The organism is Staphylococcus simulans (assembly GCF_003043455.1).
GTDB classification, from domain to species: Bacteria; Bacillota; Bacilli; order Staphylococcales; family Staphylococcaceae; genus Staphylococcus; species Staphylococcus simulans_A.
In genome coordinates, this window is sequence record NZ_PZGG01000059.1 from 1 (window position 1) to 14,118 (window position 14,118).

At 37.2% G+C, this 14,118-nt stretch carries 9 protein-coding genes; 7 read left to right on the plus strand and 2 right to left on the minus strand.

What is annotated here, in order from left to right; translation table 11 throughout:
• The first annotated feature begins 137 nt into the window (after positions 1–137).
• Positions 138–6,698 (plus strand): SdrD B-like domain-containing protein, encoded by a 6,561-nt coding sequence (locus tag BU038_RS12675; RefSeq protein ID WP_107605902.1) that lies wholly within the window; start codon positions 138–140, stop codon positions 6,696–6,698.
• Between the two features lie 147 nt (positions 6,699–6,845).
• A complete protein-coding gene (locus tag BU038_RS09930) occupies positions 6,846–7,358 on the plus strand; it encodes a methylated-DNA--[protein]-cysteine S-methyltransferase (protein WP_107605903.1) in 513 nt (170 codons plus the stop codon).
• Here BU038_RS09930 and BU038_RS09935 read toward each other — a convergent pair.
• Together BU038_RS09935 and BU038_RS09940 are read right to left on the minus strand one after the other, a co-directional pair.
• Entirely contained in the window at positions 7,355–8,188 is an 834-nt protein-coding gene (locus tag BU038_RS09935) for an alpha/beta hydrolase (RefSeq protein WP_107605909.1), read from the minus strand. The genes BU038_RS09930 and BU038_RS09935 overlap by 4 nt on opposite strands.
• 130 nt (positions 8,189–8,318) lie before the next feature.
• Positions 8,319–8,936 (minus strand): YIP1 family protein, encoded by a 618-nt coding sequence (locus tag BU038_RS09940; RefSeq protein WP_107605904.1) that lies wholly within the window; start codon positions 8,934–8,936, stop codon positions 8,319–8,321.
• A gap of 260 nt (positions 8,937–9,196) precedes the next feature.
• Here BU038_RS09940 and BU038_RS09945 point away from each other — a divergent pair, with 260 nt between their 5' ends.
• The 5 genes from BU038_RS09945 to BU038_RS09965 all read left to right on the plus strand — a co-directional run bounded on the left by BU038_RS09945 (position 9,197) and on the right by BU038_RS09965 (position 13,872).
• Positions 9,197–10,309, plus strand: coding sequence for an efflux RND transporter periplasmic adaptor subunit (locus BU038_RS09945; RefSeq protein ID WP_107605905.1), 1,113 nt, complete (start codon positions 9,197–9,199; stop codon positions 10,307–10,309).
• The gene (locus BU038_RS09950) at positions 10,306–10,986 is read left to right on the plus strand and encodes an ABC transporter ATP-binding protein (protein ID WP_107605906.1); all 681 of its coding nucleotides are present in this window, start codon (positions 10,306–10,308) and stop codon (positions 10,984–10,986) included. Before BU038_RS09945 ends, BU038_RS09950 begins: the two co-directional genes overlap by 4 nt.
• Positions 10,983–12,167 (plus strand): ABC transporter permease, encoded by a 1,185-nt coding sequence (locus BU038_RS09955; RefSeq protein WP_107605907.1) that lies wholly within the window; start codon positions 10,983–10,985, stop codon positions 12,165–12,167. Before BU038_RS09950 ends, BU038_RS09955 begins: the two co-directional genes overlap by 4 nt.
• Before the next feature lie 139 nt (positions 12,168–12,306).
• A complete protein-coding gene (cidR, locus tag BU038_RS09960; protein ID WP_107605908.1) occupies positions 12,307–13,188 on the plus strand; it encodes a cidABC operon transcriptional activator CidR in 882 nt (293 codons plus the stop codon).
• A gap of 105 nt (positions 13,189–13,293) precedes the next feature.
• Positions 13,294–13,872 (plus strand): YdhK family protein, encoded by a 579-nt coding sequence (locus tag BU038_RS09965; RefSeq protein WP_107605910.1) that lies wholly within the window; start codon positions 13,294–13,296, stop codon positions 13,870–13,872.
• Positions 13,873–14,118 lie beyond the last annotated feature (246 nt).

Genomic DNA, 14,118 nt, shown 5'->3' on the forward strand with positions numbered 1-14,118 from the left:
GTAATACAAAGTTGTTTGGAACTGTGGTACTATTTATTTGTAACAGTTTTTTGAAAACTTAGTTAAGTGGTAAACAATATACGTAACAATTGGACAAGGGAAATTTTTTAATTTTTGGAAAGGGGTTATATCTTAATATGAGAAATAATTCACATTCGCGAGGCTTTGACGCAAGGCGTCAAAATAAATATTCGATCCGTCGTTTCACTGTAGGAACAGCTTCTATCATCGTTGGAGCAACGTTGTTGTTCGGAATTGGAAACGAAGCAAGAGCTGCAGAAGGAACAACTGATTCTACAAGCAACCAAACGTCAGGTAGTTCGACAAATGATCCTGCAGCACAACCAACAGAAGAGGCTGCACCGACTCAAGAGACTGCACCGACACAAGAAACACAAACAAGTACAACAGAACAATCAACTGACCAATCGGTTGACCAACCTGCTGAACCAACAGCACCACAAACTGATACAAAAACTACAGATGCACCTACAACTGGTGAAACTGTAGCTCCAGAACAAAATACAACAACTACTACTGATACAAATACAACAACTACGTCAGATGCTCCACAACAAGACACTTCTTCTCAAAATGCATCTTCAACAGATACATCATCAACAACAAAGGATACTTCATCACAATCAGCACCAGAGTCAGCTGACACAACAACTTCAACAACACAAGAAAAATCAACTACAGACAATACATCTGCACAATCATCAACTTCAGAATCATCAACTTCAGAATCATCAACTACATCTGAATCTTCAACACAAGAACCTAATACGACTACACAAGAAAAATCAACAGATACATCAAGCACTTCTAATACAACTTCTGCCCAAACAGCTGAAGAACCTGTAACTACTCAAGGTTCTACTGACCAAACGGTTGATAAATCAACAGTTGAACCAAGTGCTGAACAAAATACGGTTTCATCAACTGAACCGACTCAACAAGTCATTGCAGCTGCTGATACAAATACAACTACAGATGCAGGTACTACTCAAGATACATCTTTACAATCTAGTGATTTAGCTGCACAAGCAGGTGTTACAAGTGCTGATTCACCAGAACTCGCAACATACAAGTTATTGCAACAATCTTCTGATAATAAAGATGCAAACACAATCCAAACGACTGCTGAAACAACACCAATGTTACGTTCATTCAGTTTAATGTCTGAACCGACAACATTTACAACATTAGCAGTTGCTTCAGGTACTAATGTAAATGACTTAGTTACTATTTCAAATCCTACAATCTCAGAAACTCAGATTGATCCTAACCAAAGTGGTAACTTCCGCTTGAATGCAGACTATACAGTTAACGGTACTGTTCAAGCAGGAGACTATTTCACTGTACAAATGCCAACATATGCAAATATGGATGGAGAATTGGATTACACAAATGCAAATAACCAATTTACAACTGATTTATTATCACCATCAGGATATGTAGTCGCAAATGGTGTTTACGACACAACTACTAAAACTTTGACTTATACATTCACTGATTGGGTTAATGATAAAGAAGATGTATCAGGAAGCTTTAGTTTAGCGCAGTTTGCGGATCGTAATACAGCGAAAGATTACGGAACATATCCATTAACCTATGATTTAGCTGGTGAAACATTTAATACACAAATCACATATGCATATGATTCACACGAACATGGGGTTTATCCAGCATACGTTGATTCAATGATTACAAATGTTGATGCGACAAATACAACTAACGATTTCACTGAAGTGGTTTATGTCAACCCAACTGATTTAAATTTAAGCAGTGCAGTTCTAGTTATGGCTCCAAAAGACGGTAACAGTAATGCGCTAATTGGCTTTGACTATACAACTTTCCATATTTACGAAGTACCAGACCCAAGTCAATTACCTGATAGCTATGATTTTGAAGCTGCAGGTTACCAAGACTTAGCACAAAGTTTCCAAAATAATGGAAGTATTTATACAAATGCAAATGGTGAAATGATTATTAATTTCGGTGCGATTGATAATCCGTATGTAGTAGTTATGGATTCACAATTCGATCCGACTTATAGTTCAAATTTAACAACTAGAGCGACTCTCTATGCAACAGATCAATCTGGTTATGAAGCAAGTTATTTCTTTGATAACAGCTTTGTAACTGAAAACAGCTCAGGTACTGGAGATGGAACACTTGAAACTTATAGATTAGGTGACTATGTATGGGAAGATACTAATCAAAATGGTATTCAAGATAGTGGAGAAACACCAATTTCAAACGTTTTAGTTACACTTAAAGATGCTAACGGCAATATTATCAATACAGCAGTAACAGATAGATACGGTAACTATTTATTCTCAGATTTAAATAACGGAGACTATACAGTAGAATTTAGTACACCAGAAGGCTATGTTCCGACTACACAAAATGCTGGAACAGATAGCACAGTAGATTCAAATGGTTTAGTTGTACCTGTAACAATTAATGGTGCGGACAACTTAACAATCGACTCTGGTTTCTATCAACCTGTAGCTGCGACATACAACTTAGGCGATTATGTATGGGAAGATTCAAATAAAGACGGCATCCAAAACTCAAATGAAGTGGGTATCGCAGGCGTAACAGTGACATTAACAAAACCAGACGGCACGACTGAAACAACAGTAACAGGTGCTGACGGTAAATATGAATTCACTGGTTTAGAAAACGGCGAGTACACAGTTAACTTCTCAACGCCAGCAGGTTACGAAGCAACACTAGTAAATCAAGGTAATCTAACAGAACTTGATTCAAATGGAACAACAACAACAGTTATCATTAATAATGCTGATGATTATACAATCGACAGCGGATTCTTCAAACCAGTTGTTGAACCAGAACCAGTACCGGCGACATACAACTTAGGCGACTATGTATGGGAAGATTCAAATAAAGATGGTATCCAAAACTCAAATGAAGTGGGTATCGCAGGTGTAACAGTCACATTGACAAAACCAGATGGCACAACTGAAACAACAGTTACAGATGCGAATGGTAAATATGAATTCACTGGCCTAGAAAACGGCGACTACACAGTAGACTTCACAACACCGGAAGGTTATGAGCCGACGGCTGTCAACGTAGGTGATGATGCATTGGATTCAGATGGCGCATCAACAACAGTGACAATCAATAACGCGGATAACTACACAATCGACAGCGGATTCTTCAAACCAGTCGTTGCCCCAGAACCAGTACCGGCGACATACAACTTAGGCGACTATGTATGGGAAGATTCAAACAAAGATGGTATCCAAAACTCAAATGAAGTGGGTATCGCAGGCGTAACAGTGACATTAACAAAACCAGACGGATCAACAGTAACGACAGTTACAGATGCGAATGGTAAATATGAATTCACTGGCCTAGAAAACGGCGACTACACAGTAGACTTCACAACACCGGAAGGTTATGAGCCGACGGCTGTCAACGTAGGTGATGATGCATTGGATTCAGATGGCGCATCAACAACAGTGACAATCAATAACGCGGATAACTATACAATCGACAGCGGATTCTTCAAACCAGTCGTTGCCCCAGAACCAGTACCGGCGACATACAACTTAGGCGACTATGTATGGGAAGATTCAAACAAAGATGGTATCCAAAACTCAAATGAAGTGGGTATCGCAGGCGTAACAGTGACATTAACAAAACCAGACGGATCAACAGTAACGACAGTTACAGATGCGAACGGTAAATATGAATTCACTGGCCTAGAAAATGGCGACTACACAGTAGATTTCGCAACACCGGAAGGTTATGAGCCGACGGCTGTCAATGTAGGCGATGACGCATTGGATTCAGATGGCGCATCAACAACAGTGACAATCGATAACGCAGATAACTATACAATCGATTCAGGATTCTTCAAACCAGTCGTTGCTCCAGAACCAGTACCAGCAACATATAACTTAGGTGATTTTGTATGGGAAGATTCAAACAAAGATGGTATCCAAAACTCAAATGAAGTGGGTATCGCAGGCGTAACAGTAACGTTGACAAAACCAGACGGATCAACAGTAACGACAGTTACAGATGCTGACGGTAAATATGAATTTACTGGCTTAGAAAACGGCGACTACACAGTAGATTTCACAGCACCAGAAGGCTACGAAACAACATTAGTTAACGTAGGCGATGACGCATTGGATTCAGACGGTGCATCAACAACAGTGACAATCGATAACGCGGATAACTATACAATCGATTCAGGATTCTTCAAACCAGTCGTTGCCCCAGAACCAGTACCGGCGACATACAACTTAGGTGACTATGTATGGGAAGATTCAAATAAAGACGGCATCCAAAACTCAAATGAAGTGGGTATCGCAGGTGTAACAGTGACATTAACAAAACCAGATGGCACAACTGAAACAACAGTTACAGATGCGAACGGTAAATATGAATTCACTGGCCTAGAAAACGGCGACTACACAGTAGACTTCACAACACCGGAAGGTTATGAGCCGACGGCTGTCAATGTAGGCGATGACGCATTGGATTCAGATGGTGCATCAACAACAGTGACAATCGATAACGCAGATAACTATACAATCGACAGCGGATTCTTCAAACCAGTCGTTGCTCCAGAACCAGTACCAGCAACATACAACTTAGGTGACTATGTATGGGAAGATTCAAATAAAGACGGCATCCAAAACTCAAATGAAGTGGGTATCGCAGGTGTAACAGTCACATTGACAAAACCAGACGGATCAACAGTAACGACAGTTACAGATGCGAATGGTAAATATGAATTCACTGGCCTAGAAAACGGCGACTACACAGTAGATTTCGCAACACCGGAAGGTTATGAGCCGACGGCTGTCAATGTAGGCGATGACGCATTGGATTCAGATGGTGCATCTACAACAGTGACAATTGATAACGCGGATAACTATACAATCGACAGCGGTTTCTTCAAACCAGTCGTTGCCCCTGAACCAGTACCGGCGACATACAACTTAGGCGACTATGTATGGGAAGATTCAAACAAAGATGGTATCCAAAACTCAAATGAAGTAGGTATCGAAGGCGTTGAAGTAACGTTGACGAAACCAGATGGTTCAACAGTAACGACAACAACAGACAATAACGGTAACTACGAGTTCACAAACTTACCGAATGGCGACTATACGATCACATTCGAAACACCTGAAGGTTATGAACCGACAACACCAAACGTTGGTAATCCTGAATTAGATTCAAACGGAACAACAACAACTGTAACTGTAGATAATGCAGACGATAAGACAATTGATTCTGGTTTCTACAAACCAACAGTTGAACCAACACCAGTTCCAGCAACATACAACTTAGGTGATTATGTATGGGAAGATAGTAATAAAGACGGCATCCAAAACTCAAATGAAGTAGGTATCGAAGGTGTAACGGTAACATTAACAAAACCAGATGGATCAACAGTTACAACAACAACAGATGCAAATGGTAAGTATGAATTTACTGATTTACCAAACGGTGAATATACAATTACATTTGAAGCTCCTGAAGGTTATGAACCAACATTAGTTAATGTAGGAAATACTGCACTTGATTCAGACGGTACATCAACAACAGTTACAATCAATAACGCAGATAACTACACAATTGATAGCGGCTTCTTTAAACCAGTAGTAGAACCAACTCCAGTCCCAGCAACATACACAGTTGGTGATAAAGTTTGGGAAGATACAAACAAAGACGGAGTACAAAATTCAAATGAACCAGGTATCCCAGGCGTAGAAGTGACATTGACAAAACCAGACGGATCAACAGTTACAACTACAACAGACGAAAATGGTAATTATGAGTTCACAAACTTACCGAATGGTGAATACACAATTACATTTGAAACGCCTGAAGGTTATGAACCAACATTAGTTAATGTAGGAAATACTGCTTTAGACTCAGACGGCAAAACTGTAACAGTGATTGTAAATAACGCAGATGATAAAACAATCGATAGCGGATTCTACAAACCAGTAGTAGAACCAACACCAGAAGAGCCGACACCAAACGAGCCGACACCAGATATCCCAACACCGGAACAACCGACACCAAACGAACCAACACCAGAGGATCCAACACCGGAACAACCGACACCAAACGAACCAACACCAGATAACCCAACACCGGAACAACCGACACCAAACGAACCAACACCAGAGAATCCAACGCCGGAACAACCGACACCAAATGAACCAACACCAGAAGAACCAGGCACACCTGAAAAACCGGAAGTTCCAACAACGCCGGAAGAACCAGGCACACCTGAAAAACCAGAAGTTCCAACAACACCGGAAGAACCAGGCACACCTGAAAAACCAGAAGTTCCAACAACACCAGAAGAGCCAGGCACACCTGAAAAACCAGAAGTTCCAACAGCACCGGAAGAGCCAGGCACACCTGAAAAACCAGAAGTTCCAACAACGCCAGAAGAGCCAACTGCACCAGCTGTTACTCCAGCTCCAAGCGTTGAACAACCAGCAGTTGAGAAACAAGAAAAGCCTTCTGAAGAAGCAACTTCTAAAGAGAAGAAAGAAGCTTTACCAGACACAGGTGAAACAGAAAGCACAAATAACGCACCATTATTCGGTGGATTATTTGCAGCTCTTGGTTCAATCTTGTTATTCGGTAAACGTCGTAAAGACAATAAAGATAAACAATAAGTTTAACTAAAAAATCTATCAGTGATTTTTGGAACACATCTCATTTGAGGTGTGTTCTTTTTTTATACATAATGAAAGTAATAGGGGTTAAAAGAAATTATTGAATTTGCAGCGTTTAAATAGATAAAACGAAGAAAAGGTGATTTAATGACGAAAATGAGCGATTATCAATCTCCAATAGGAACATTAACACTTGTAAGCGAAGATGATGTATTGACTGGTATTTATTACGAAGGACAAATTAATAAAGAAGATCCGAATATAGATAAAGTGGCATTGACTTCAGTGCCAGTTTTTAACCAAGTCAGAGAATGGTTGAATCGATATTTCAATGGAGAAAATCCTGAAATTAATTTTAAATACCATGCATCTGGTACGGAATTCAGAGAGCAAGTTTGGAATGAACTTGTCAACATTCCATATGGTGAATTAATAACATATGGAGATATAGCACGTAAAATTGCGCAGCTAAGAGGTAAGAAGAAAATGTCTGCACAAGCAGTTGGTGGAGCAGTGGGGAGTAATCCAATTTCTATTATCATCCCTTGCCACCGTGTGGTAGGCCACCATAACAAGCTTACTGGATATGGCGGCGGATTAGATAGGAAACGTTATTTATTAGAATGCGAACATCATGACTTAAATCAATTTACTACTTAACTTTTTAAACAATGATGTAAGAATTTTTCTGCTTGAAAGTATATTGCTTTAGTATCACTATTAAATGAACGATCAAAATCGTGTTCATCACTATCGATTGTAATTAAGGTGGAATTAGGAATATGTTGTGCCAACCTTTCACTTTCACTAAAAGGAACGTCAATATCTTTTAAGGCATGTGCAATAAAAACGGGCGGCATTTGTTTTAAATCAAGAGAACTTAAGTTTAATTCCGGATTTTCAGCATCTTGAATACTTACAAATTCATACCACTGTCCATTACCTCTAGTATATAAATATAGTGGGTAACGGAACTGAATCGGTCCTTTTGTAACCGGTTGTGATTGAACCATCATATCAATCATAGCTGAGTTCAGATGGGCCGTTTTCTTTTGGAATTCACTATGTGGTAATTTGAATTCAGGTAAGTTCACTTTTGCGTAACCATAAAAATCAATGACACCCTTGACAGTACGTTGAGATGCGATTTGTAAGGCTAGATATCCACCAGAAGACCGCCCGAAAGTAAAAATTGGTAAATCAGGATACATTTTATTGGTACTATCAAATACTAAGAAAGCATCATTAATAATCGTGTAGATATTGGATTCTGGCGCTAATCGATAGGGTGCTTCAACTAAATGAAAATGATGTGTCAATATTTGAATGGCCTCATTAGATAAATCATGCGGTGAACCCGCAATTAAACCACCACCATGATAATAAATAATAATACCTTTTGGTCGTTGTTTTGAGAAGTGGGTTCTGATTTGAAGTTGGAAATTATCAGGTGTTTGTATGGTATGTGTTTGTGTATTTATTAGAATCACTACTTTCTTTTTGGATAAGTCGCTATAAATGTCTTGTTTATAGTTTAATCTTTCCTGAAAAGAAAAACGAATCATAAATGACTAAAGAGGGAATGACGCACATGGTCATCCCCTCTTATTCGTTGCTGTATTATTGGACAGATGCGCCAATTAAACCAAATACTATTGAAATAATAACTAGCACAATACCAAAGATAATAGAAACTTTTCCTGATAACTTACAAGTTTTATACAGTAAAAGGCTAAACAGATAACCAGAAAGTAAAGTTTGTAAGTTGAATACGCCAAGTACCTTATTACCTGGGTCAAATATATTCAAGCTTGTGATTGAAATTTTCACAATATCTAAACCAACAATCACTTGAATTGCTAAGACAATCAGTGCCACTAATGAGCTAATTAACAGCGCAAATAATGTTCCCGCAAAAATACTTTTCTTTTTTACATCAGATTTAAAAATACGCGCAATTGCCCAAACAATTAAAAATGCGATGAGTAAATAGAAAAGTTGTGAGAAGAGCCCTCCAATAACTGTGACTGGTCCCATAAAAGATCTAGCTTGTTCAATTTGTGTTTGACTCATATTTGGATTGGTTTGTTTCATGATTTCTGTCCAATCGCTAAAAGCGAAAGTTAACCAAAGTGAACCAATAACTACGACAATCCAAATAATTAAATTAAGTGCCCATTTTGGACGTTCTCTGAATTTGCTAAAGGCATCGCCTAGCAGTAATTTAGAATTTTCCATATGCCACTCCTTATGTATGATTTTATTCAAAGCGTACCATAGTCATTAATTTTAATAAACGGTTTTTCTAAAAATGATAAAAATTTTTATTGTTGCTACAATCATTTGATTGTGATATTAATGAACGTCGTAAAAATTAGTAGGTAATTTTAAAGATTATAAATATCTAACTTTATTCATGTAAAGGTATTCATTTATTTTTAAGTTGTGATATTATGCAATTGTGAGTTTAAAATTAATTGTTAGGAGAGAGAATTAGTGTGAAAAAGAAAATGACATGGATTATCTTAATCATTGCGGTAATTTTACTATTATTTATAATCGCAATCATTGTGAAAAATGTTGGAGGCACATCAAATAAAGAAGATACATATAGTGTCTACAAAGCTAAAAAAGAAAGTCCACTAACCATGCAAGGTAAAGCTTCTCCAGAAACAGTGAAGTCTTACCAAAATAATTCAACTATCGGTACATATATCAATACAACTGTTTCAAATGGTCAAAACGTTGAAAAGGGTCAACAAATTATCAGTTATGATACAAGTCAAAATCAGCGTCAGGGTTTAGTAGATAAAGTGAATCAATCGGAGCGTGCGAGACAAAAAGCACAAGAAAGTGTGAATCGTGCACCGAATGATGAACAAGCAAACGCACAACTTTCAGAAGCACAAGCTAATCTAAATAAAGCCAATCAATCATTAAATCAGTTTGATCAACAAATTAATGACAGCTTATTTGCGGCATTCAGTGGAAAGATCGAGATTATACAAGAAGATTATCCTAATGAAGGAGAAACAATTCTTCAATTAATCTCAAACGATCCACAAATTAAAACAACAGTTACTGAATATGATTTAAATAAAATTAAAGAAGGTCAGAAAATAGAATATAAAGTCAACAGTACAGGTGATAAAGGGACGGGTGAAGTGCTAAAGATATCAGAACTTCCTACAAGTTATGAAGACAGTCTGAATCAAAATGCGATGGGCGGTGCTTCTGCCGCAGGTGGTTCCGAAGAAGATGCCGGACAAGCCTCAAATCCTGTTGTGAATGACGTATCAGGTAAAGACAACTCAAATGATGCTTCAAAATATAACGTGCTTATCGGTCATTTATCTTCTCCAGTACGTGCAGGATTATCATTAGATGCTTCAGTTGCTTCTGATAAAATCAAAATCCCTCAAAATGTATTAGACAAAAATGATACAGTTTACGTGCTAAATAAAGAAAACAAAATTGAAAAACGTAAAATTAAAGTAGAAAAACAAGATGGTTCAATTTACGTTAAGTCAGGGTTGAAAGAAGGAGAACGTTTAGTCCAAAATCCTAAATCATCTCTAAAAGAGGGAGATAAGATTGAGGTGAAAGAATGATTAAGTTAGAAAACATCAATCGTTCTTTTAAAAACGGAGATAAAGTGAATCATATCTTAAAAGATATTTCCCTGGAAATAAAAAAGGGTGAATTTATCGCGATTATGGGACCTTCTGGTTCAGGTAAAAGTACATTGATTAATATCATAGGTTTCATTGATAGAGGCTATGAGGGCGACTATTTATTTAATAATCACAGCTATAAAAAGAGCTCTGATAATCAATTAGCTGAAATCAGAAACCAAGTTGTAGGTTTTGTCTTTCAAAATTTTAAATTGATACAAAACAATACAGTACTAGAAAATGTCAGTATTCCTTTAGTTTACGCCGGAATTAACAGTCAAGAACGTAAAAAACGTGTCTTAGATACTCTGCACAATGTTGGGCTCTACGACAAAGAAAATTTTGTGCCGAATAAATTATCCGGTGGTCAGCAACAACGGGTGGCAATTGCACGTTCAATAGTGAATCAACCAAAGTTTATTATCGCAGATGAACCTACAGGTGCGCTCGATTCAAAGACTTCAGAAGATATTATGGAATTATTTATACGTCTGAATCAAGAACAAGAGACTACGATGATTATGGTGACACATGATCGAGCAGTAGCTGAAAAAGCTGATCGCATCTTTCATATCTTAGATGGACGCATTCAGGAAGAAGAGGTGAAAAAATGAGTCGATTATCTAATATACTCATTGTATCCCTACGTTCTATTATGAAAAATAAACGACGCAATATCTTTACGATGATTGGAATTATTATTGGTATTGCAGCTGTTATTACGATTATGTCTCTAGGAAATGGATTTAAAAAGACCGCAAATGAACAGTTTTCAGATTCAGGTGTGTCTAAAGATACTGCGCTCATTAGCTTTATGCAGTCTACGGATGCTGATATAAAAACAGAGCCTTTTGCTCCTAGTGATATTCAATTGGCAGAAAGAGAAAAAGGTGTTGAAAAAGCACAGATTAAAAAAGATAAAGATCAAGCATTCACAGCTAAAGTGACGAATTCACGTAAAAATGGCAATGCAAATATTTACGTGAAGGACCGATTTAACAACGTAGATGAAGGCCACGGATTTAATCAGGGTGATAATGCGATTAAAAATAAAGTAGTAACTATTGATAAGAAATTAGCTGAGAATTTATTTGATCGCCCTAAAAAAGCAGTTGGACAATCACTATATATTAATGGACAAGGGTTTAAGATTGTCGGCGTAACTACGGATGATGGCTTTGAAAATAATGTCGTAAACATGCCGACACAAACGCTTGAACATTATTTACCCAATCTAACGCAAGATTTTGCACAGTTAGAAGTTAAGATCGAAGATGGTCATAATAAAAAAGAAGTAGGTGAACGTGTCGCGAAGGTGTTATCGAAAAAAGGAAGCGGCCAAGCAGCAGGTAGTTACCAGTATTCAGATATGGAAGAGATGATGAAAGGCATCAGTAAAATATTTGATGGGATTACGTATTTCGTAGCAGCAGTTGCCGGAATTTCTTTATTCATTGCAGGTATTGGTGTAATGAATGTGATGTACATTTCTGTCGCGGAGCGTTCAGAAGAAATTGCTATTCGTCGCGCATTCGGTGCTAAAGCGAGAGATATTGAGATACAATTCTTAGTCGAAAGTGTTGTACTGTGTTTAATCGGAGGTATTATTGGCTTATTATTAGGTATTGGTATTGCATCGCTTGTCGATGTAGTTACACCAGATTATATTAAGAGTGCTGTAAGTTTAGGTTCTGTATTGCTCGCGGTTGGCGTATCAACTTTAATTGGTATTATATTCGGTTGGATACCAGCACGTGCTGCAGCTAAAAAAGAATTGATTGATATTATTAAATAGAAAGGAAACAGACCAAGAGTTGAAAAGTTCTTCGGTCTGTTTTTCTAGATATATAGCACTTCAGCAGTTGATATTATAAAATGGTGGTATATGTGAAAAGTATGAAATAGTAATAGTAAAAAAGAGAAGGGGCACAAACATGGATATTAAACAAATGGGATATTTTATTGCAGTTGTACAACATGGTGGTATGACAAATGCCTCTAAAGAACTTTATATTGCGCAACCTACAATCAGTAAGGCAATCAAAGATTTAGAAAATGAACTAGGCAGCGCATTATTTGATCGAAGTAAACGTCATTTAACTTTGACCGACAGCGGAGAGATTTTTTATAAGAAATCATTAGAAATTATGAATTTATTTGAAAACTTGCCTAAAGAAGTGAATCAGTTAAAAGGGCTTGAAGCGGGACACATCAGTATTGGATTATCAGCGGTGATGAACATGAATAAATTCATTGATACATTAGGCAACTTCCATCAAATGTATCCAAACATTACCTATAACTTAGTAGAGAATGGCGGGAAGGCGCTAGAATCTCAAATTATCAATAATGAAATTGATATTGGTATTACAACTTTACCAGTAGACAGTGCTATTTTTGAGTCTATTCCACTTTATACAGAAGACATCTTGTTAGTTGTTAGTGAAACACATCCATTCGCTGGTCGTGAAATGGTAGAAATGCATGAGTTAGCAAATGAAGACTTTATCTTATTTAACGAAGATTTCTATTTAAACGATAAAATCATTGAAACAGCTAAACGTTCGGGCTTTGTGCCTAAGACTATTTCTAAAATTTCTCAGTGGAATTTTATTGAAAACTTATTAACGGCTGGATTAGGTGTCAGTATTTTACCAGAAAACATTGTGAAAATGCTTCGAGGACCTATTCATAGTGCTAAAATCAATGACTCTGCTATGAGATGGCAATTAGGTGTTATATGGAAAAAAGAAAAGTATATTAATTATGCAACAAGAGAATATATTGATTACATGAAGTCATCATTGACTATGTAAAATAGTTTAGGGACACCGCTTTAAGTGTGTCTCTTTTTTTGTTTGATTGTAATATACCTAAAGGGGGTATATGATAAATGTGGGAGTAAAGAAAGGGTGAAAGGTATGTTGAAAAGAATCGGAATGGTTATGTTAACGTCATCATTGATACTTACCGCTTGTTCAAATAATCAAGAGGACACACAAACCTCGAGTCAAAATGCTCAAAATACAACGCAAGATAAACAAACTTCACGTGAAGGAGAACACCACATGAATCACCATCATGGTCAAATGCCTGAGCATATGCATCATGCGCGTCATAGTCAGTTTAACAAGGGTGATGATGTCAGATTGAAAGAAGGACATATGCCAGGCATGATGAACGCTGACGGCGAAGTTAAAGGCGCTTATAATACGTGTGTGTACGAAGTTAGTTACAAACCAACTGATGGCGGTAAAAAGGTTTCGCATCACAAATGGGTTGTGAATGAAGAAATAGAAAACGCACCGGAAGAAGGTTTCAAAAAAGGGGATACAGTTACTTTGAAAGCTGATCATATGAAAGGTATGAAAGGTGCCAAAGCAACTATTGATAAGGTCGAAAAAACAACAGTGTATACAGTAGATTATAAAGATAAAGACAATGGCAAGATGGTTAAGAATCATATGTGGATGACTGAAGATGAATTATCGCCGAGATAAGAATAGTTCACTAGAATGTCATAATGCGTGATTAAACGAATGTTTGTACGGGGAATATAGTGTAATCAATAGCATTTAACAATATTTTTAATGTTTTCTTTCCAAAATAAGACAGTTGTTCGGTAAAATGAACAGCTGTTTTTGTATGCAGCTAAATATATTGTTAAGACTGTCAGAAAGGGGTATATACGTTATGGAACATGATTGAAAGTAACAAAAGTTTTTATTTGGAAGAAAAAGTAATCG